Source organism: Cohnella sp. GbtcB17, assembly GCF_019091135.1.
GTDB lineage: Bacteria > Bacillota > Bacilli > Paenibacillales > Paenibacillaceae > Cohnella.
In genome coordinates this window covers 26996-47039 of sequence record NZ_JAGXJW010000062.1, presented here as the reverse complement: position 1 = coordinate 47039, position 20044 = coordinate 26996, and the positions used below count along the sequence as shown (strand labels likewise).

At 59.1% G+C, this 20044-nt stretch carries 20 protein-coding genes and 1 pseudogene; all 21 read left to right on the top strand.

Annotated elements, in window-relative coordinates; translation table 11 throughout:
* Positions 1 to 224: pseudogene (locus KVT38_RS27200) on the top strand (phospho-N-acetylmuramoyl-pentapeptide-transferase); the annotation flags it as partial.
* Positions 221 to 1660, top strand: coding sequence for a UDP-N-acetylmuramoyl-L-alanine--D-glutamate ligase (murD, locus tag KVT38_RS27195; RefSeq protein WP_217596890.1), 1440 nt, complete (start codon positions 221 to 223; stop codon positions 1658 to 1660). The pseudogene KVT38_RS27200 and the gene murD, both read left to right, overlap by 4 nt.
* Before the next feature lie 46 nt (positions 1661 to 1706).
* On the top strand, positions 1707 to 2804 hold the full coding sequence (gene spoVE, locus KVT38_RS27190; RefSeq protein WP_217596889.1) for a stage V sporulation protein E: 1098 nt from the start codon (positions 1707 to 1709) through the stop codon (positions 2802 to 2804).
* Positions 2805 to 2808: 4 nt separating this feature from the next.
* Entirely contained in the window at positions 2809 to 3927 is a 1119-nt protein-coding gene (gene murG / locus KVT38_RS27185) for an undecaprenyldiphospho-muramoylpentapeptide beta-N-acetylglucosaminyltransferase (protein WP_217596888.1), read from the top strand.
* 180 nt (positions 3928 to 4107) lie between these two features.
* Positions 4108 to 5013 (top strand): UDP-N-acetylmuramate dehydrogenase, encoded by a 906-nt coding sequence (gene murB, locus KVT38_RS27180; RefSeq protein WP_217596887.1) that lies wholly within the window; start codon positions 4108 to 4110, stop codon positions 5011 to 5013.
* Between the two features lie 17 nt (positions 5014 to 5030).
* Positions 5031 to 6290, top strand: coding sequence for a UDP-N-acetylglucosamine 1-carboxyvinyltransferase (gene murA, locus KVT38_RS27175; protein ID WP_217596886.1), 1260 nt, complete (start codon positions 5031 to 5033; stop codon positions 6288 to 6290).
* Positions 6291 to 6462: 172 nt separating this feature from the next.
* Positions 6463 to 7221: a cell division protein FtsQ/DivIB gene (locus KVT38_RS27170; protein WP_217596885.1), complete on the top strand. Its 759-nt coding sequence runs from the start codon at positions 6463 to 6465 to the stop codon at positions 7219 to 7221.
* 316 nt (positions 7222 to 7537) lie between these two features.
* Positions 7538 to 8785 carry a cell division protein FtsA gene (gene ftsA / locus KVT38_RS27165; protein ID WP_217596884.1) on the top strand — a complete coding sequence of 416 codons (1248 nt, stop codon included), beginning with the start codon at positions 7538 to 7540 and terminating at the stop codon, positions 8783 to 8785.
* A gap of 49 nt (positions 8786 to 8834) precedes the next feature.
* Positions 8835 to 9968 carry a cell division protein FtsZ gene (gene ftsZ, locus KVT38_RS27160; protein ID WP_217596883.1) on the top strand — a complete coding sequence of 378 codons (1134 nt, stop codon included), beginning with the start codon at positions 8835 to 8837 and terminating at the stop codon, positions 9966 to 9968.
* Between the two features lie 184 nt (positions 9969 to 10152).
* Positions 10153 to 11424, top strand: a complete 1272-nt coding sequence (locus KVT38_RS27155; RefSeq protein WP_217596882.1) for an HD-GYP domain-containing protein — start codon at positions 10153 to 10155, stop codon at positions 11422 to 11424.
* 348 nt (positions 11425 to 11772) lie between these two features.
* On the top strand, positions 11773 to 12633 hold the full coding sequence (locus KVT38_RS27150; RefSeq protein WP_254639596.1) for a transposase: 861 nt from the start codon (positions 11773 to 11775) through the stop codon (positions 12631 to 12633).
* A 463-nt stretch (positions 12634 to 13096) separates the two neighbouring features.
* A complete protein-coding gene (locus tag KVT38_RS27145; protein WP_217596880.1) occupies positions 13097 to 14068 on the top strand; it encodes a sigma-E processing peptidase SpoIIGA in 972 nt (323 codons plus the stop codon).
* A 36-nt stretch (positions 14069 to 14104) separates the two neighbouring features.
* The gene (sigE, locus tag KVT38_RS27140; protein WP_254639594.1) at positions 14105 to 14806 is read left to right on the top strand and encodes an RNA polymerase sporulation sigma factor SigE; all 702 of its coding nucleotides are present in this window, start codon (positions 14105 to 14107) and stop codon (positions 14804 to 14806) included.
* Between the two features lie 86 nt (positions 14807 to 14892).
* Positions 14893 to 15675 (top strand): RNA polymerase sporulation sigma factor SigG, encoded by a 783-nt coding sequence (gene sigG / locus KVT38_RS27135; RefSeq protein ID WP_217596878.1) that lies wholly within the window; start codon positions 14893 to 14895, stop codon positions 15673 to 15675.
* Positions 15676 to 15863: 188 nt separating this feature from the next.
* Positions 15864 to 16139: a YlmC/YmxH family sporulation protein gene (locus tag KVT38_RS27130; RefSeq protein ID WP_217596877.1), complete on the top strand. Its 276-nt coding sequence runs from the start codon at positions 15864 to 15866 to the stop codon at positions 16137 to 16139.
* 55 nt (positions 16140 to 16194) lie between these two features.
* A complete protein-coding gene (pgeF, locus tag KVT38_RS27125; protein WP_217596876.1) occupies positions 16195 to 17034 on the top strand; it encodes a peptidoglycan editing factor PgeF in 840 nt (279 codons plus the stop codon).
* 14 nt (positions 17035 to 17048) lie between these two features.
* The gene (locus tag KVT38_RS27120) at positions 17049 to 17744 is read left to right on the top strand and encodes a YggS family pyridoxal phosphate-dependent enzyme (RefSeq protein WP_217596898.1); all 696 of its coding nucleotides are present in this window, start codon (positions 17049 to 17051) and stop codon (positions 17742 to 17744) included.
* A 13-nt stretch (positions 17745 to 17757) separates the two neighbouring features.
* Complete coding sequence (locus tag KVT38_RS27115; protein ID WP_217596897.1) at positions 17758 to 18216, top strand: cell division protein SepF; 459 nt, start codon at positions 17758 to 17760, stop codon at positions 18214 to 18216.
* A gap of 17 nt (positions 18217 to 18233) precedes the next feature.
* A complete protein-coding gene (locus KVT38_RS27110) occupies positions 18234 to 18518 on the top strand; it encodes a YggT family protein (RefSeq protein ID WP_483298196.1) in 285 nt (94 codons plus the stop codon).
* Positions 18519 to 18538: 20 nt separating this feature from the next.
* Complete coding sequence (locus KVT38_RS27105; RefSeq protein WP_217596875.1) at positions 18539 to 19324, top strand: YlmH family RNA-binding protein; 786 nt, start codon at positions 18539 to 18541, stop codon at positions 19322 to 19324.
* A 99-nt stretch (positions 19325 to 19423) separates the two neighbouring features.
* Complete coding sequence (locus KVT38_RS27100) at positions 19424 to 19942, top strand: DivIVA domain-containing protein (protein WP_217596874.1); 519 nt, start codon at positions 19424 to 19426, stop codon at positions 19940 to 19942.
* Positions 19943 to 20044: the final 102 nt, after the last annotated feature.

Genomic DNA, 20044 nt, shown 5'->3' with positions numbered 1-20044 from the left:
TCATCGTCATCGGCGGCGTGTTCGTGCTCGAGATGCTGTCGGTCATCATCCAGGTCGGGTCGTTTAAGACGCGCGGCAAAAGGGTATTCAAAATGAGTCCCATCCATCATCACTTCGAGCTGACGGGCTGGTCCGAATGGCGCGTAGTGACGACCTTCTGGCTGGCCGGGCTCGTTTTCGCTGCGATCGGTCTGATTTTGTATAAGGGGATTGGGAACCTATGATGCCACTTGCAGATTACCGCGGCCGCAAGGTCGTCGTGCTGGGCCTCGCCCGCAGCGGCGCCGCGGCCGCGAAGCTGTTCCATCAGGCGGGCAGCGCCGTGACGGCGAACGACCGCAAGGAAAGGGATGCCTGTCCCGAAGCCTCGGAGCTCGAGGCTTTGGGCATTTCTGTTGTTTGCGGCGGCCATCCGGACGATCTGGTGACGCCGGACACGGCGCTGCTCGTGAAAAATCCGGGCATTCCGTATACGGCCGCGCCGATCCGGCAAGCCGAGGCGCTCGGCATCGAGATCGTGACCGAGGTCGAGGTGGCGGGACAGTTGTCGCCGGCTCCCATCGTCGGCATCACGGGCTCTAACGGGAAAACGACGACCACGACGTGGACGGGCGAGCTGCTGTCCGCAGCCGGATTGTCGCCGATCGTCGCCGGCAACATCGGTCGTCCGCTCGTCGACGCGGCGCAGGAGATCGGCCCGGACGGGTGGCTCGTGGCCGAGCTGTCGAGCTTCCAGCTCAAAGGGACGACCGATTTCCACCCGCGGATCGCTTGTCTGTTGAACCTCGCGGAGACGCATCTGGACTATCACGGCACGATGGAAGACTATGTGGCCTCGAAGGCGAAGCTGTTCGCCAACCTGACCGAAGGGGATACGGCCATTTTTAACGCGGACGACGCCGTCTGCGCGCAGATCGGGCGCGCGTCCGCCGGGCGTCAATGGCCGTTTTCGCTCACGAAGCGGCTGGAGGTCGGCGTGTCGGTCGAGCCGCCATATCCCGCGGATGCCGGCGGCGAGGCTGCCGGATCGCCCGCCGTCGAGCGCTGGATCGTCGCGCGCGACGAGGGTGGCACGGAGACGCGGATCGCGTCCGTCGACCGGCTCGGCATTCCGGGGCGACACAATTGCGCCAACGCGCTCGCCGCGGTCGCGATCGCGCTCGCCGCAGGGGCCGAACCGTCGGCGCTGCGGGAGCCGCTCGAAAGCTTCCATGGCGTCGAGCATCGTCTGGAATTCGTCGGCACGTTCCGCGAAGTCCGCTACTACAACGATTCCAAGGCGACCAATCCGACGGCGACGATCATGTCGGTGTCCTCGCTGCCTGCGCCGCTTATCCTGATCGCGGGCGGGCTCGACCGGGGCTCCGACTATCGCGAGCTCATTCCGCTGTTCCGCGATCGCGTCAAGGGCGTCGTCGCGCTCGGGGAGACGCGGGAAAAGATTCGCGCCGTTGCGGAGGAATCCGGTTTAACTCGCGTTGCGGTCGTCGAACCTGTAGAGGATGCCGCCGAGACGCTGAAGAGAGCCGTGCTCGAAGCCGCCGCCATGGCGGGGCCGGGAGATATCGTGCTGCTCTCGCCCGCGTGCGCAAGCTGGGACATGTTCCCCTCCTACGAGGTAAGGGGGCGCATTTTTAAGCAATCGGCGCATACGCTGTAAGAAGGGGGCTTGTCCCCACTTCTTCGTCTGGCGAGGTGTCCGGTTTATGGCCAAGGTCCGCAAGGCCCCCGATATTTGGATGATCGCGGCGACGCTCGGCATTTTGGCGGTCGGCATCGTGATGGTATACAGCGCGAGCGCGGTAGCCGCCTTCCACGATTACGGCGACAAGTTTTATTACGTGAAGCGGCAGCTGCTGTTCGCCGCGCTCGGCATTTGCATGATGTTCGTTACGATGAACGTGGACTACAGCCGCTGGCGGCGCTGGGCGCTGCCCGGCCTGCTGCTGTGCTTCGGCCTGCTGCTGCTCGTGCTCGTGCCGGGCGTCGGCGTCGTGCGCGGCGGCGCGCGCAGCTGGCTCGGCATCGGCAGCTTCGGCATTCAGCCTTCGGAGTTCATGAAGCTGGCGATGATTCTGTTCCTCGCCCGGTTTCTTGCCGAACGGCAGCAAAAGCTCGTGTCGTTCACGAAAGGGCTTCTGCCGCCGCTCGGCATCCTTCTCGGCGCGTTCGGGCTGATCATGCTGCAGCCCGACCTCGGCACGGGCGCCGTCATGATCGGCGCCGCGCTGCTCGTTATCTATGCGGCGGGCGCGCGCATCGGTCACCTCGGCGGGCTCGCGCTGCTGGGCGTCGTCGGCCTCGTCGGCCTGATCGCCGCCGCACCCTACCGGCTGCAGCGGATCACGGCGTTCCTCGACCCGTGGCAAGACCCGCTCGGAGCGGGCTACCAATCGATCCAGTCGCTGTACGCGATCGGGCCGGGCGGCCTTGTCGGGCTCGGCCTCGGCATGAGCCGGCAGAAGTACAATTATTTGCCCGAGCCGCAAACGGACTTTATATTCTCCATCCTGGCCGAAGAGCTCGGCTTCATCGGGGGCAGCCTGCTGCTGATCCTGTTCTTGCTGCTCATCTGGCGGGGCATGCGGACGGCGATCGCCATCGACGATCCGTTCGGCAGCTTTCTGGCGGCGGGCATCGTCGGCATCATCGCGGTCCAGGTGCTTATCAACATCGGCGTCGTTATCGGACTCATGCCCGTTACGGGCATTACGCTGCCGCTCGTCAGCTACGGCGGCTCGTCGCTGACGCTGCTTTTGACGGCGCTCGGCATTTTACTGAACTTATCCAGATTTGCGAGGTGACGCTATGCGTATCGTGTTGACCGGCGGCGGTACCGGCGGCCATATTTATCCCGCGCTCGCCATCGGCCGCGAGGCCGGGCGGCGCGATCCGGGCAGCGAGCTGCTGTACATCGGCACAAAGCGGGGGCTCGAGAGCCGGATCGTGCCCGAGCGGGGCGTGCGGTTCGAGAGCATCGACATTACCGGCATCCGAAGATCGTTGTCCCTGGAAAATGTTCGCACCGCCCTGCGGTTCGTCCGCGGGGTGCGGCGCGCCAAAGCGCTGCTGCGGGAATTCAGGCCCGACGCGGTCGTCGGCACCGGCGGCTACGTATGCGGGCCTGTCGTCTATGCGGCGGCCAAGCTCGGCATCCCGACGCTGCTGCACGAGCAAAACGTTGTTCCCGGCCTGACGAACAAATTCTTAAGCCGCTATGCGGACGCGGTTGCCGTCAGCTTCGCCGACTCCAAGCCGCATTTCGCCAAGGTGAAAAGCGTAGAATACGCCGGCAATCCATGCGCGACTGCGATCCTTGGAGGAGACCCATTGCGCGGCTACGAATCGCTCGGACTGGCGCCGGGCACGCGGTTCGTGCTGATCGTCGGCGGCAGCCGGGGCGCGCAGACGCTGAACCGGGCAGCAGCCGAAGCCGCGGCCAAGCTGGGCGGGCTGCCGGACGTGCACTTTGTGTTTGCCTCCGGCGAGCGGTATTATGAGGAACTGAAGGCGGAGGTCGAACGAATCTCCGACCCTTCGGTCGCAGGCAGACTCCATGTCAAGCCGTACATAAGCAATATGGCGGAAGTGCTCGCCGCCACGTCGCTCGTCGTGGGACGCGCCGGCGCTTCGTTTATCGCCGAGTTCGCCGCGCTGGGCGTGCCGGCCATCTATGTGCCTTCGCCGAACGTGACGAACAACCATCAGCAGGCGAACGCCGAGAGCGTCGTCCGCGTCGGCGGCGGCGTGATGATTCTTGAGCGGGAACTGACCGGCGCCAAGCTATATGAGGCGGTCGCAGGCATCATGGGCGACGAGGCCCGCCGCGTCAAGATGGCGGAAGCGGCCAGGTCGATCGGCATGCCGGAGGCGGCCGGCGTCATTTACGAGCAATTGCAACGAATCGTCCGCAGCTCGCGGGCTTGACCAGCATAACGGGACTGCGGGACTGCCGCCGACGCGTGCGGCGGCGACGGCAGCTGGGCGTTTGTCACCATGCCGGGCGGCGCGACATACGATAGGGTGTGGTCGCGGCTGTCCGCAATGATGAACCAGGCGCCCGCGCCTAACCCGCAGCTCCTTAGATTGAATTGGAGGAGATATTGGATGGAGCAGTTGATCGCGGACCTGGAACGGTCGTATTCGGGAGTCGTCAAGCAGGGCGAGCCGCTCGCGCCCCACACGACGTGGAAGATCGGCGGCCCCGCGGACCTGTTCCTCGTGCCGTCCGACGCGGAGCAGCTGGCGTCGGCCATCGCCGTCCTTAGCCGGCACGGCGTTCCCTGGACCGTTCTCGGACGCGGGTCCAACACGCTCGTTTCCGACCGCGGCGTTCGCGGCGCCGTGATCAAGCTTGGGAAAGGATTCGACCAGCTGCGGTTCGAGGGCAACCGCGCGATCGCCGGCGCATCGTATTCGTTTATCAAGCTGTCGGTCATGGCGGGCAAGGAAGGGCTGACCGGCCTCGAATACGCCGGCGGCATTCCAGGCACCGTAGGCGGAGCGGTTTATATGAACGCGGGAGCGCATCATTCGGACGTGTCGCGCATCTTAAAGTCGGCCGACATCGTCTGGGAGGACGGTTCGAAGGGGACGTACAGCAACGAGGAGCTTCGCTTCGGCTACCGTCATTCGATTTTGCATGAAAAAAGGGGCATCGTCACCGAGGCGGTGTTCGCCCTGGCGCCGGGAGACCGCAAGGAGATCGCCGCCATGCTGGCCTCCTACAAGGACCGGAGACTGCGCACGCAGCCGCTGCAGCTGGCATGCGCGGGCAGCGTTTTCCGCAATCCGGACGGAGACCACGCCGCGCGATTGATCGAGGCTGCGGGATTGAAGGGCGCCAGGGAGGGCGGAGCCGTCGTGTCGGAGCTGCACGCCAACTTCATCGTTAACGAGGACCATGCGACAGCCGAAGACGTGCTCGCCTTGATGGAACGCGTGAGACGGACCGTGAACGAACGGTTCGGCATTTTACTCGCACCCGAGGTGCTCCTGATGGGCGAGCGGTAATTCCGGAGGTGAATTCCTTGGACAAACTGGTGATTGAAGGCGGCAAACCGCTTTCGGGCACCATCCGCATCCATGGAGCCAAGAACGCCGCCCTGCCGATCCTGGCCGCGACGCTGCTCGCCAGGGAGCCGGTAACTCTTCGCAACATTCCGAAGCTGCTGGATATCGAAGTCATGCTGGACATCATGCGAGATCTGGGCTGCGCCGTGCTCCGCCACGGAGACGTAGTCACGATCGACGGCACCGTCGCGGACTCCTCGCATGTGCCCGAACGATTGATGCGCCTGATGCGCTCTTCCGTCTTTTTGATGGGCCCGCTGCTAGCCAGATTCGGCGAAGTGCAGGTTTATCAGCCGGGCGGGTGCGCGATCGGCGAACGCAAGATCGATCTCCATCTGCGCGGCCTGGCCGCGCTTGGCGCGGAGATCGAAGAGACGGGCAGCCGCATCGTATGCAAGGCCGCTCGTCTGACCGGCGCCGAGATCAGCCTGGATTTTCCAAGCGTCGGTGCTACGGAGAACATCATGATGGCCGCCGTCATGGCGGACGGACGCACGACGATCATTGGCGCCGCTCGCGAGCCGGAGATTCAGGATTTGCAGCGGTTTCTCAACGCGATCGGCGCCAAGGTCCGGGGCGCGGGCACGGACACGATCACGGTCGACGGCACGCGTAACCTTGGCGGCTGCGATTTTCAGATCATTCCCGACCGGATCGTGACGGGCACGGCGATGGTAGCCGCTGCGGCGACCCGCGGCGAGGTCACGCTCGAGGGCGCCGAATCCGCCCATCTGATCTCTCTCATTCATGTCATGCGCCGCGCCGGTGTTCACATCGAGACCGAGGATGGTATAATAAGAGTCGGCGCCAAAGGCCGGCCGCGAGCGGTCGACCGCATCGTCACTTCTCCTTATCCCGCTTTTCCGACAGATATGCAGGCACAGCTTATGGTGCTGCTGTCGCTGGCGGGCGGCGTCAGCGTCATTAAGGAGACGGTGTTCGAGGGACGCTTTAAGCATGTAGACGAATTATGCCGCATGGGCGCGGATATTCGCATCGACCTGAACTCCGCGATCGTGCGGGGCGTGCCGAGACTTTACGGGACGGCGGTCGAAGCGACGGACCTGCGCGCCGGCGCCGCGCTCGTCATCGCCGGCCTCGCCGCGCAAGGCAGGACGACCGTCGAGCAGGTTCATCATATCGATCGGGGTTACGACGAGATCGAGCGAATGTTCGCGAGCTTGGGCGGCGATATTACTCGCGTCTCCGACAGCTAGATTAGCGAAGCGACGATCGACCGGGAGGGATAAGCGCTTTTCGCTTATCCGCTTCCGGCCGGCGGGGACCGAAGTGTTCGCTTTCGATCGGCCGTCCGGCGGGCCGCCTTTGCTTTTCGTAATTGGGACAGGCTATGCGTTTGTGCCGGCTGTCGAGAGGAGTGCGCGCAAGATGATAGAGCGAATTCCCGCTTTGCCGCGGGAACAGACGGGAACGAGACGCCGCGGCGGGAAGCTGCTGTGGATCGTCATTGCCTTGTTTGTCGCGGTGTTGATCGTATTGTTTTTCAGATCCTCTCTTTCCCGCATCAGCGTGATCGAGATTCAGGGCTTGACGTATTTGAAACGGGATCAGGTCGAAGCCCAGCTCGGCATAGGAATCGGAGACTCTTTTTTTATGCCGGCGTCGGACAAGCTCGCTCAGCGCGTCAAGCGGCTGCCTCAGATCAAGGACGTCCGGGTCGCCAAGCATTTTCCTGGCAAGCTGGAAGTCACGGTAAAAGAATATGAACCGGTCGCGATCGAAATGGACGGCAAAGGCGGCGTCTCCGTCGTGCTGGCCAACGGCATCGGCGCACAGCCCACCGCCGGCAGCGGGCTGCCGGCCAAGCCCGTGCTCACGGGCTGGTCGAAGGACGACCCGCAGCGGGCCGCACTGTGCCAGGTGCTGGGCGGCTTGACTGCCGGAGGAATCGCCGACTTCTCGGAGATCGCGCCCGATCCTTCGAGCGCGTATCCCGACAGAATTCGCATTTTCACCCGCTCCGGATTCGACGTGCTCACGACCGTCGGCAAGCTCAAAGACAAGATCGCGATACTGAGCGAGCTCGTGGAGAATAGGGAGCCGGGAACGGTCGTCCTGCTCGATTCGGACACATACTCGCCATATTCGGCACAAACGGACTCGTCGGTCGATGAAGAAACCCCTTAACTTAAGGAAAAGGACTCTACTCAACCGCGCGGTTTAATGCTAGAATTTTCGTAGGCTTTTACCGTAAGATTCTGGGCAGTGAAGCGGAATTTCCAGCATAATTGCTAGAATGAGGGAACTAAAATTTTTGTTGAAAAAAGAGGGAAAATCCCGTCTGCGTTGAATAAGTACTGAATGTGTACCGATTTGGCTTCGTTCGGAACCCCTTGAACAACTCCTCATTCCGCAACGGATTTCAATAAGTCGCGACCAAACTAACGAATGGCCGGACGGCCGGATTGCAAAGTTTTGATGTATTCACGGGAGGTGCCACCGGTTGAGCAACAACGACCTCATCGTCAGTCTGGACATCGGAACCTCTAAGGTTCGGGTGATTATCGGAGAAATAAGCAACGGAGCGATCAATATTATCGGCGTAGGATCGGCGGACTCGGACGGCATCCGCAAAGGCGCCATCGTCGACATCGATCAGACGGTCCAGTCCATCCGCAACGCCGTAGACCATGCCGAGCGCATGGTCGGCATCACCATCGGCGAAGTGTACGTCGGCATCGCGGGCAACCATATCGCGCTGCAGAGCAATCACGGCGTCGTTGCCGTTTCCAACGAAGACCGGGAGATCGGCGAAGACGATATCGAACGCGTCCTGCAGGCTGCCAAGGTCGTCGCGCTGCCGCCGGAGCGGGAGATCATCGGCCTGCTGCCCAAGCAGTTCCTGGTGGACGGTCTGGCAGGCATTCAGGACCCGCGCGGCATGATCGGCGTGAGGCTTGAAGTCGAATGCACGATCATTACCGGGACGAAGGCCGCCGTACATAATCTCATGCGCTGCGTCGAGAAGGCCGGCCTGCGCATATCCGGCATCGTGTTGATGTCGCTCGCTTCGGGCATGATGGCTTTGACCAAGGACGAAAAGCAAATGGGGACCGTGCTGGCCGACATCGGCGCCGGCTCCACGACGATCGCGGTGTTCGAAGGCGGCAGCCTGGCCGCCGTGTCGACGCTGCCGATCGGCGGCGACTACGTGACGAGCGATATTTGCTACGGCCTCAAGACGCAGACCGAGCACGCCGAGAAAATCAAGCTGAAGTACGGCTGCGCGCGTCAAGACGAGGCGGCGGACGATGTTCGCTTCAAGGTGATGCGGGTCGGCAGCAACGTGGAAAAGGAATTTTCCCAGGTTGATCTGGCCAGCATCATCGAGCCGCGCATGCAAGAGATTTTTCATATGATTCGTCAAGAGGTCAAACGTCTCGGCCACTTGGACAAGCTCAACGGTTACGTTCTGACGGGCGGCTCCGTGTCCATGCCCAGCGTGCTCTCCCTCGCGCAGATCGAGCTTGAAGCGAGCGTCAGGATTGCGGTTCCCGATTTTATCGGGGTTCGGGATCCTTCGTACAGCAGCGGCGTAGGCATGATCCAATACGTCATGAAGTACGTGCGAACCCGGGGAGCTCCGCCGGCCAAACGGCCGGCGAAGAGCAAGGCGGCTGCGGCCAGTGCGCCGGCCGGCAAGACGGGCGTCATGGAATGGTTTAAGAATATGTTCAAGGAATTCATATAAGCCGCCACTGACGAAGATTCACCAGCGAAGCGAGGAGGAGTATTGAGATATGTTGGAATTTGATTTTGAAATGGAACCGCTCGCGAAAATTAAAGTGATCGGGGTCGGTGGCGGTGGCAGCAACGCAGTTAACCGCATGATCGAAAACGGCGTAAAGGGTGTCGAGTTTATTACCGTCAATACCGACGCCCAAGCGCTGCACCTGACCAAGTCGGAGCAAAAGCTGCAAATCGGCGACAAGCTGACACGCGGACTCGGCGCGGGCGCGAACCCGGACGTCGGCAAAAAGGCGGCCGAGGAATCCCGGGACGGCATCATGAACACGCTTAAGGGCGCGGACATGGTGTTCGTTACGGCCGGCATGGGGGGCGGCACGGGCACGGGCGCTGCGCCGGTCATCGCCGAGCTCGCCAAGGAATGCGGCGCGCTGACCGTCGGCGTCGTGACGCGGCCTTTTACGTTCGAGGGCCGCAAGCGTTCCGGACAGGCTGAACTGGGCATCGAGGCGCTCAAGGAAAAGGTCGATACGCTGATCGTCATTCCGAACGACCGGCTCCTCGAGATCGTCGACAAGAAAACGCCGATGATGGAAGCGTTCCGCGAGGCGGACAACGTCCTTCGCCAGGCCGTTCAAGGCATCTCCGATCTGATCGCCGTGCCCGGACTGATCAACCTCGACTTTGCGGACGTGAAGACGATCATGACGGAGCGCGGCTCCGCCCTGATGGGAATCGGCGTCGCCTCCGGCGAGAATCGCGCGATGGACGCAGCGCGCAAGGCGATCATGAGCCCGTTGCTCGAGACATCTATCGAAGGCGCGCGCGGAATTATCATGAACATTACGGGCGGCTCGAACCTGTCGCTGTTCGAGGTGAACGAAGCGGCGGAGATCGTCATCTCGGCCTCGGATCCCGAAGTGAACATGATTTTCGGCGCCAGCATCGACGACAGCATGAAGGACGATATCAAAGTTACGGTCATTGCAACCGGCTTTGAACACAAAGGACCGGTACGCCGGCCGATCTCGTCCGCTTCGCCGCAATCGAATCCGCCGTCCCAGACCGAACATCAGGACAGCCGCGCGAGCAACCACAACCTGCGTCCGTTCGGCGGCGGCTCGACCTCCGGCGAGCAGCTGGACATTCCGGCATTTTTGCGGAATCGTCCGCGCGGAGACCGTTAACGATCCGGATTTCAATCCGATCCAATTGCCCGTTCCGGCGGCGACTTTAACCTTAATAGCACCCATTCATGTCGAGGACCGGCTTATTATGCGGTCTTCTTTTTTTGGTTTTGCAAAGCAGGTAAACGCCGTTTGCCTGTCGAACTCACAGCACAGGTCGCAGTATCCGCACAGGAGGCACATGATGACCAATCCCTATCGTTCCTTTACAACTATGCTGGCGTCATTCGTGGTCATCATCGGCGTGCTTCTTTCCGCCGTCACCTATTGGTTTATCGCTCACGAGCTGATCCGGGAGACGAGCGTCTCGACACGCAATGCGGTGGTGAATTACATCAATGGCTTGCCTGATATGAAGATGCTTTTCGAGCCATCCGATTCAGATGAAGCGAGGCTTGGGGCAGACATTCGCACAGCCCTCGATTCTTACGGAATCAGATATGTTCGATTCGTGGGCCTCGACGGTCAGGTAGGGTTCAACGACATTCCAGTTAAAGCCGGCGGCGCTCTGACTGCACGCGAACGAGAGCGATTCGAGAAGACCATGGACGTCAAAGAGATGCTGACGGATAAAAGGGCCGGGAATCTGGAGCTTTGGATCCCAATTTCCTCCGAAGAAGGAACGTGGAAGGGTGCTGTCGAAGTATCCAAAGATTGGTCTTCACAGAGGGCTAAAATACTCCGTATCAGTTTAACGATCGTCTTCTTGCTGACGGCTGGAATGGCGTTGCTTTTCTTTAGCCTGCGTCATGTCTTTTTACGTTCGTCGCGCGTCATCGAGCATCAGAACAAAGAGCTTAGCGAGATGCTGGAGCGCGTGCATCGCACCTATGACGAATCTTTGCAGGCGATGAGCAGCGCGTTGGACAGCAGAGATAACGAGACGCAAGGCCATTCCCTGCGCGTCACCGCCTATTCCTGGCTGCTCGGTAGGCAGATGGGCATCGAAGGCGAGCAATTGGAAATGCTGTATCGCGGCGCCCTGCTGCATGACGTCGGCAAGATCGGCATTCCGGACGCTATCCTGCGCAAGGAAGGGCCGCTGGACGAGATGGAGTGGGCCATCATGCGAACTCACGTGAATATGGGCGTGCGAATGCTGGCGCATATCGAATTTCTGGGACCGGCGCTGGACGTCGTCCGCTACCACCATGAGCGATGGGACGGTCTCGGTTATCCCGACGGTCTGCGAGGAGAACAAATTCCGATTTGCGCGAGAATTTTCGCCGTTTGCGACACCTACGATGCGATCACGTCCGAACGTCCGTATCGTCCTTCCAAGTCGCATGAGACGGCAATCGAGGAAATAAAGAAATGCGCGGGAACCCAATTTTGCCCTGCGGTCGTGGAGGCGTTCATGCAATTGCCCGAAGAAACGCTGCAGCGCGTTCGAGAACTGTCGCAGCAAGATATCCAGTTTCTGTCGCTGGACGAATTGCTGCCCAAAGTCGTTTAAGGGGCCGTGCTGCGCTTGACTGCACCAAATTCAACTAGTACATATGGATTTAGCCTTCGCTGACGGCGAGGGCTTTTTGATTGCCACGCAAAGTCGGGCAGAGGCACAATACCTGCGTTTTACCCTTTATCGACCTTATCCCTCTCGCTCAATTCGGCCAGGCGATATCCGCATTTTTTCTCTTTACCAACCTCATCCCTTTCGCTCACTGCGTTTTTGCTCAAAGTGTTTTCACGGCCTTATTGACCTTATCCCGTACGCTCATTTTTTGTTAAGGAAAAGATTGACTCCTTCGGTTACACACTTTAAAATAGGAACAAACGTTCTTATTTGGAGGGTTGGAAAGTGATGCACTTTACACTTCCGGAAGGCTCCTGGGAAACTTGGACAGAAGAACAATGCATGGAAGCTCTATACAATGCGCGCTGGCCGGACGGTTTCCGCTGCCCGCGCTGTTCCTATGCGCATTGCTCCGTATTAAGATCGCGCAAGAATCCGCTTTACGTATGCGCTTCTTGCCGACATCAAACCTCGATAACCGCCGGCACTGTTTTTCACGGTACGCGCACGCCGCTCCGAATGTGGTTCAGGGCCATGATCTGGCTTGTTGAAGAGGCAACTTCCGTCGAGCTTTCCGAAATATTGGGGGTAACGTACAAGACGGCTTGGCTCATAGGCCACAAACTCCGAGATGCACTGACGCAACAATCGTACGATCAGCTTTTATCGGGATTAGTCGCCGTCACCGGCGGAATCTATGGTTGGCGGAGAGCCTCAAGCAGCCTGGTTATGGCGACGTCAGACCAGCCCGTGGCTATCGGTGGAACGGTAGAGGGGGACGAAGACATTCGCGAGATTAAGATGGAGCATCTAAGCAAGCGCGAGGCGGGGAGCTCGCGTTTAATCAGCCGATTTGCGCATATGAAGTTCTCGGATGCTCATGTATCGGAGGAAGTTAAAGCGGTCAGAGCTTTTCCTTATTTCGGAATGAACAAGCTGGCCCCTTTGTCGGCTATATTGACGCATACGCTCCGTTGGTTCGATCATACGCTGCGGGGTATCGGACCTAAACATTTGCAGGCTTATTTGAATCATCAATCTTTCGCGTTTAATATTGCAAAAAAAGCGTTGGCGGTTGTTCCTTATATGCTGCATTTATGCGCGACGAGAAAAAGGATAACGTATCGCGAACTCATATGGGCAAGCTGATGGGGCACGTCTGCGCTAATCCGAAAATGTGTTTTGGGTATTGTTAAGCTTTTTTTGATCCAAGGGGATAAGGTTACTTAAGAAAGGTAGCATGACTTTAAATGTAGACCGATTAATTCCTCCAGATAGGCGCCTCAGAATTCCACCCCTCATTTCTCTATTATTTTTAAAACAACAGCATCATTTCGCGGAAGTTGATTGACATATTACGTCAAAGTGAGCGAAGGGGATAAGGCCGATAACGCGCCGGAAACCTTATTGCGATGCCGGAGTGGGATAATTTTACAGCGTCTGAAGGTCCGGTTCACCATGAACGCAGCCCGATTTTGCTCGACAAAAAAACAGCCGAACCTGCGGCGCGATTAGACAGACACCTCGCAGGCGCCAATTTATACTGAGAACAATCCATTTCGTCAGCGGACAAACGTAAGCGATGGGTTTGCATGGAAGGGTGTGGCGCGATGTGACGGTGTATGTGGACTTGGTGTTTCTGTCCAATCTGACAGTCGACGCGTCCATTCTGATGACGACAGCGAAGGTGAGGCATCTACGGCCCCGCCGAAGACGGATCGCGCTGTCTGCCAGCGTCGGGGCGGCTTACGCGGCCGCCATGTTCGTGACGTCCGTACCTTATCTGTATTCGTTCGGCGTCAAGCTCATGATTTCCGCTTTGATGGTTTTTTTAACGTTCGGCTATGGCGGGCCTCTCAAGTTCGCAAGGACGATCGGATCGTTCTACTTGGTAAACTTTGCGACGCTTGGCGCGGTGATCGGCGTATCTTCGCTCGCGAAGTGGTCGGGTTCGCCTTGGAGAGGGATCGCCTTCACGGACGACGGGGGGATGGTACTGTCGTTTGACGTACAGGTCGTTTTGCTCGCAGTGACCTTGATCGTGGCGATCTGGTTGTACAGAAGCGAAGCCGAGAGCAGGGAAAGCAGAAAGCGATTGGAGGCGCTCTTCGTCGACGTAAGCATTCGTATCGGAGATCGGGAATGGTCGTGCAGAGGGCTCGTCGATACGGGCAATCGCCTGTACGATCCGCTGACTCGGATTCCGGTGATGATCCTGGAAGCTTCCATGTGGCGAGACGAGCTTCCGAAAGGCTGGGCAGACCGATTGAAGTCCGAATCAGCGGATCGCTTGATCGGCGAGCTGGAGGAGGCCGAGGGCGGATTGCCTTCGTTTAGGGACCGATATCGCCTCGTTCCTTACCGGGCTGCCGGTGGGAGCTCGAAGCTCATGCTGGCCGTCAAGCCGGACAGCGTCACGATTGCGGATCCTGCCGGGAAAGAGGAGCCATGCGTGCAGCGCAGAGTGCTCGTCGGGCTCGACGGCGGATCGCTGTCCTCGGAAGGCGCATATCGCGCGATCGTTCACTCCGATCTGACGATAGCGAGCGTTGAAATGCCGGCATCATCAACCCAGACCGCTTAACAGGAGGTTGTGCAAGTGCCCGTAAAATTAAGATTGATGTATCAGCTGACGTACTATCGCCTGTTGTTCTGGCTGGGCTGGAAAAGCGAAGAAGTGTATTATATCGGCGGCAGCGAAGCGCTCCCGCCTCCCCTGACGCGGGAAGAGGAGGAGTATCTGCTCGAGCGTCTTCCTTCGGGCGACGCCGCGATCCGCGCGATGCTGATCGAGCGCAATCTGCGGCTGGTCGTCTACATTGCCCGCAAATTCGAAAATACCGGCATTCATATTGAGGATCTCGTATCGATCGGGGCAATCGGTTTGATCAAGGCGGTCAATACGTTCGATCCGGAAAAGAAAATCAAGCTCGCCACCTACGCCTCCCGGTGCATCGAAAACGAAATTTTGATGTATTTGCGCCGCAACAGCAAAACGCGGACCGAGGTATCCTTCGACGAGCCGCTTAATATCGATTGGGACGGCAACGAGCTGCTGCTGTCCGACGTGCTCGGCACCGAGAACGACACGATCTATCGCAATATCGAAGAGCAGGTCGATCGCAAGCTGCTTCACAAGGCGCTCGACAAGCTGGCCGATCGCGAGCGCACGATTATGGAGCTTCGGTTCGGCCTTGCCGATGGCGAAGAAAAGACGCAAAAAGATGTCGCCGATCTGCTCGGCATCTCGCAATCTTACATTTCCAGATTGGAAAAAAGAATCATTAAACGGCTCCGCAAGGAGTTCAATAAGATGGTTTGATCGACGCATATGCGACCGGGCTTCGGAATAAAAAGCCCATCCCAGGAGATACTTTACAGTAATGCTGCTCCCGGGAGGGAAACAACTTGACCCGCAACAAAGTGGAGATTTGTGGAGAGGACACCTCAAAGCTGCCCGTCCTCACCAACGCCGAAATGAGGGAACTGTTCCTAGCTCTGCAAACCCGCGGTGAACTCGAAGCCCGGGAAAAACTCGTCAACGGAAACCTGCGCCTCGTGCTCAGCGTGATTCAGCGCTTCAACAATCGCGGCGAATACGTGGACGATCTGTTCCAGGTCGGATGCATCGGCCTGATGAAAGCCATCGACAACTTCGATTTAGGTCAAAACGTCCGTTTTTCCACCTATGCCGTGCCCATGATCATCGGCGAGATCCGCAGATACTTGAGGGACAACAATCCGATCCGCGTGTCCCGCAGCCTGCGCGATATTGCCTACAAAGCGCTGCAGGTCAGGGACCAACTGACGAACCGTCATTCCCGCGAACCGACGATACTCGAAATATCGCAAGTACTCGGCGTCCCCAAGGAAGATATCGTGTTCGCCCTGGATGCGATTCAGGATCCCGTATCACTCTTCGAACCGATCTATCACGATGGGGGCGACCCGATCTACGTGATGGATCAGATCAGCGACGAACGCAACAAGGACATTCAATGGATTGAAGAGATCGCCCTCAGGGAAGCGATGCGCAAGCTGAACGACCGGGAGAAAATGATCTTGTCCATGCGATTCTTCGAAGGCAAGACGCAAATGGAAGTGGCCGACGAGATCGGCATCTCGCAGGCGCAGGTGTCCCGGCTCGAAAAGTCGGCGATCCAGCAAATGCAAAAGCACGTCAAGACTTGATCGCGAGCCTGAAGGGGCTTGCGGGACCGGAGGAGACTCCGGTCTTTTTGACGTTTGCGCACTTCCGCTCAAAGCCGGGCGTCTTCGGTCAACATTTCCGGGCATGGCTCATATATTGAGTTATGGGCGGTCGACCGGGCCTGCGATCTTAATTCGTCCCGGGCCGCGGAAAGCGGGGGAGTACCGGCATGAAAATATCCGATTTTCAGGCGAAGGACGTCATTAATATCGTGGACGGCAAAAAATTGGGTCATGTGGCGGATCTGGAGCTCGATCTCAGGCAAGGCCGCATCGATGCGATCGTCGTGCCGGTCGGCGGTCGCGTGCTCGGTATTTTCGGCGGCGGCGAGGATGTGGTCATTCCCTGGCGAAGCATCGTCAAGATCGGCACCGACGTCGTGCTGGTCCGATTAGAGGAGGCCAGTCCGTACAAGAGCATCGAGGCGGAAAACGGCGGGCGCTGACGAATATCGCCTCGGCGGTCTTCCTGTGTTAAACTTGTTGCGGAGGTGGAGCCTGATGGAACCGTTCGCACACCATATCGCAAAGTCGGCATCCGAGCGGCAAGCGCCGGGACTGCTGTCTCTGGCGCCCTGGTCGGGCTTCGAAGGCTTGACCGCCGGGTTCTCCACTCGGCTGGGAGGAAGCAGCCTGCCGCCGAGAGACGGCCTGAACACGGCGCTTCATGTCAGCGACGACGAGTCTGCGGTTATCGCTAATCGCCGCGCAATCGCGAATACGCTGGGTTGGCCGTTCGAGGCTTGGACATGCGCCGAGCAAGTGCACGGCAGCCGCGTCGTCCGGGTGACCGGCGATGAGCAGGGCATGGGGAGACTGTCCCGCGAGAGCGCAATCCAGGATGCGGACGCGCTCATAACGGACGAGCCGGGCATTTTACTGACGATGTTTTTCGCGGACTGCGTGCCATTATATTTTTACGGTCCCGAGCACGAAGCGCTTGGCCTCGCGCATGCGGGCTGGAAGGGAACGGTAGCCGACGTCGCAGGCGAGACGATCCGCGCGATGGGCAAAGCGTTCGGCACCGCGCCGGAGCGATTGTATGCGGCGATCGGACCGTCAATCGGCGCCTGCTGCTATGAAGTCGACGATAACGTCATGAACCGCGTGCGCGACGTCGTGCCCGATGACGAGAGCTTCCATATTCCGTCTTCCGAAGGCAAATCTCGGCTAAACTTGAAAGAAATCAACAAGCATCTTATGATTAAAGCAGGAATATTGCCGAGCCGCATCGAAATGTCTGGGTGGTGCACCAGCTGCAGCACGGATTTGTTTTTCTCCCATCGCAAGGAACGGGGACAGACCGGGCGAATGATGAGCTGGCTGGGTAAGAAGAAATAGAGGTGAATGCCGCGATGGCGTTGGAGCAGCGGCTCAAGGACGTAGAGCGTCGCATTGCGGAAGCTTGCGCGCGGTGCGGGCGGGATCCCGATAGTGTGAACGTCGTTGCCGTGACGAAGTACGTATCTGCTGCCACGGCCAAGCGCGCAGTCGAGGCGGGCATGCGCCATATCGGCGAAAACCGCTGGCCCGCCGCGGAAGAGAAGTGGCGACTGCTCGAGGGACAGGCCGTTTTTCACTATATCGGCTCGCTCCAGAGCAGGAAGGTTAAGGATGTGGTCGGCAAGTTCGACTACATTCATTCTTTGGACCGGTTGTCGCTCGCCGAGCAGATACATATGCGCGCCGAAGCGCTGGGCATCCGGGTGCCTTGTTTCCTGCAGGTGAACGTGTCGGGCGAGGATTCCAAGCACGGACTGGCGCCGGAGGCGGTTCCCGCGTTCGTCTCTTCGCTTAAAGAGCTGTCCGGCATCCGGCCGATCGGACTGATGACGATGGCGCCGATCGTTGACGACGCCGAAGAGGCAAGGCCTGTATTCGCCGGTTTGCGCAAGCTGCTGATGGAGATCAACGGCATGTCGTTGTCGGACGAGCCGTTGACGGAGCTGTCGATGGGCATGTCCGGCGACTTTGAAGTCGCGATTGAGGAAGGCGCCACTTGGGTGCGTCTGGGCAGCATTCTGGTCGGGCACGAAGAGAACGACGGATAACGGAGGGATCATGATGGGCGTGGTGAACAAGTTCTTGAACTATCTCGGCCTTCAGGACGAACAAGAGCGGGATCGGGAGCGCGAAGAGCCGATGGGCTACGAGGATGAGCCGGAAGTTGAAACCTCCGCCTTCGAACCGCGTAAACCTACGGGGAAGAATAATATCGTTAGCATCCATTCGCAGAAAAATGTTCGGGTCATTTTGACGGAGCCGCGGACGTACGACAACGAAGCGCAGGAGATCGCGGACCATCTCAAATCCCGGCGCTCCGTGGTCGTTAATCTGCAGCGCGTGCGACGGGATCAGGCGATCCGAATGGTGGACTTCCTGAGCGGTACGGTTTACGCGCTCGGCGGTCATATTTCCAAGCTCGGTCCGAACATATTTCTGTGTACGCCGGACTCGGTCGAGATCACGGGCACGATCTCGGAGCTTATGGCAGAGGATGCAGATTACTCTAAAATGAGGTGACAGCAGCATTGACGGCTTTGGATCAGGTCATTGGTTACCTGTATAACTTGCAGTACATTTACAGCTGGCTCATCCTCATTTATGTGCTGATGTCCTGGCTGCCCAACGTCAGGCAGAGCTATATTGGCGAGCTGCTGGGAAAAATCGTTGAGCCTTATCTGAAGCCTTTTCGCAGAATCATTCCGCCGATCGGCGGCGTGCTGGACATCTCGCCGATCATCGCATGGTACGCGCTTCGATTTTTGATGAAAGGCCTCGAAGAGGTCATTCGCTTCGTCGCCGGCCTGTTCGGCGTGTCCTAAACGGAAAGGATCGAACCAGCATGAGCAAGAACGATATTTACGCACACTTCCTTCCTGAAGAAAAGTCCTTCGTGGACCGCGCCTGGGAGTGGGTCGAGCGGGCCGCCGAGCAGCATGAGCTCCGGCGCACCGATTTTCTCGACCCGCGCCAGGCGCATATTTTGTATGCGCTGGCGAATCGGCACCCCGACGCCGCGATTCGGCTCGAGGGCGGCTATGAAGGCGCGGAGCGGGTCAGGGCGCTCATCGCCCCGGATTACCGCCCGCTCGAAGACGAGGATACAGGTATCGCCGTGCTCGACATCGCAAGCGAAGACCGTCGCCAATCCGAGCTCGACCACGGCGACTATCTTGGCGCGCTGCTCGGACTTGGGATCAAGCGCGAGAAGATCGGCGACATCCATGTCCGGGAGGACGGCTGTCACGTGCTGATCGTCAGCGAGATCGGCGATTTTCTGCGCACGCACCTGAGGCAGGTGCATCGAATCGAGACGACGGCCTCGGTGCAGCCGGTCGAACGGCTCCAGGCCGTCCCGGTGAAGCTGGAGGAGACGTCCATCTCTGTCGCCTCGATGCGGCTCGACGGCATTGCGAGCGACGTGCTGCGCGTCAGCCGCGCGAAGATCATGGATCCGATCCGCGCGGGGCGCTGCCGCGTCAACTTCAAAACGGTCGAGGACCCTTCCGCGCAGCTGCGCGAAGGTGACATCGTGTCGTTCAAGGGATTCGGACGATTCCGTGTGATCGAGGCCGAAGGCGTCTCCAAAAGCGGCCGGATCCGCCTGCGGATCGGCAAATATGTGTAGAATCAAGCAGGAATTCCGCGTCTCGCGTCGAATCTGCCTTACATAGCGATCTTGCGACCTGTCGCGAATCAAGAACTCGATGCACGGGAGGTACGGCCAATGCCATTGACGCCGTTGGATATTCATAACAAGGAATTCGGCCGCAGATTGCGCGGTTACGACGAAGATGAAGTGAACGAGTTCCTCGACCAGATCATCAAGGATTACGAAGCGATGATCCGCGACAACAAAGAGCTGCAGAACCAGATCGCCGGTCTTCAGGAGCGGCTCGGCCACTTCGCGAACATCGAAGAGACGCTGAGCAAGACGATCATCGTCGCGCAGGAAGCGGCCGACGAGGTGAAGAACAACGCGAAGAAGGAAGCCCAGCTGATCGTCAAGGAAGCGGAGAAGAACGCCGACCGTATCATCAACGAATCGCTCTCGAAGTCGCGCAAGTACGCGCTCGAAGTGGAGGAGCTGAAGAAGCAGGCGGCGATTTACCGGGCGCGCTTCCGTACGCTCGTCGAGACGCAGCTCGACCTGCTCACGCAGGACGGCTGGGAGAAGCTCGAGCCGCCGGAGTCCCGCGCGCGGGACCGCGACAGCGAGCCTCGTGTTCGCGAGATCGTCGAATAGTCGAACGCGAAGCGCGAACGGGATAGGCGAACGCCGATTTGACAAATCGGCTTCTTCGCCGTATAAATGGGTTATACGCGTTAACGTCGATGACGGGAACGG

Bases quoted from the DNA above. Each gene is read 5' to 3' on its own strand.
- murB (WP_217596887.1), top strand. From the start codon at position 4,108: ATGGAGCAGTTGATCGCGGACCTGGAACGGTCGTATTCGGGAGTCGTC.
- KVT38_RS27105 (WP_217596875.1), top strand. From the start codon at position 18,539: ATGAGCAAGAACGATATTTACGCACACTTCCTTCCTGAAGAAAAGTCC.
- spoVE (WP_217596889.1), top strand. From the start codon at position 1,707: ATGGCCAAGGTCCGCAAGGCCCCCGATATTTGGATGATCGCGGCGACG.
- pgeF (WP_217596876.1), top strand. From the start codon at position 16,195: ATGGAACCGTTCGCACACCATATCGCAAAGTCGGCATCCGAGCGGCAA.
- KVT38_RS27130 (WP_217596877.1), top strand. From the start codon at position 15,864: ATGAAAATATCCGATTTTCAGGCGAAGGACGTCATTAATATCGTGGAC.
- KVT38_RS27115 (WP_217596897.1), top strand. From the start codon at position 17,758: ATGGGCGTGGTGAACAAGTTCTTGAACTATCTCGGCCTTCAGGACGAA.
- murD (WP_217596890.1), top strand. From the start codon at position 221: ATGATGCCACTTGCAGATTACCGCGGCCGCAAGGTCGTCGTGCTGGGC.
- KVT38_RS27120 (WP_217596898.1), top strand. From the start codon at position 17,049: ATGGCGTTGGAGCAGCGGCTCAAGGACGTAGAGCGTCGCATTGCGGAA.
- ftsZ (WP_217596883.1), top strand. From the start codon at position 8,835: ATGTTGGAATTTGATTTTGAAATGGAACCGCTCGCGAAAATTAAAGTG.
- KVT38_RS27155 (WP_217596882.1), top strand. From the start codon at position 10,153: ATGACCAATCCCTATCGTTCCTTTACAACTATGCTGGCGTCATTCGTG.
- KVT38_RS27150 (WP_254639596.1), top strand. From the start codon at position 11,773: ATGCACTTTACACTTCCGGAAGGCTCCTGGGAAACTTGGACAGAAGAA.
- sigE (WP_254639594.1), top strand. From the start codon at position 14,105: ATGTATCAGCTGACGTACTATCGCCTGTTGTTCTGGCTGGGCTGGAAA.
- murG (WP_217596888.1), top strand. From the start codon at position 2,809: ATGCGTATCGTGTTGACCGGCGGCGGTACCGGCGGCCATATTTATCCC.
- KVT38_RS27100 (WP_217596874.1), top strand. From the start codon at position 19,424: ATGCCATTGACGCCGTTGGATATTCATAACAAGGAATTCGGCCGCAGA.
- KVT38_RS27170 (WP_217596885.1), top strand. From the start codon at position 6,463: ATGATAGAGCGAATTCCCGCTTTGCCGCGGGAACAGACGGGAACGAGA.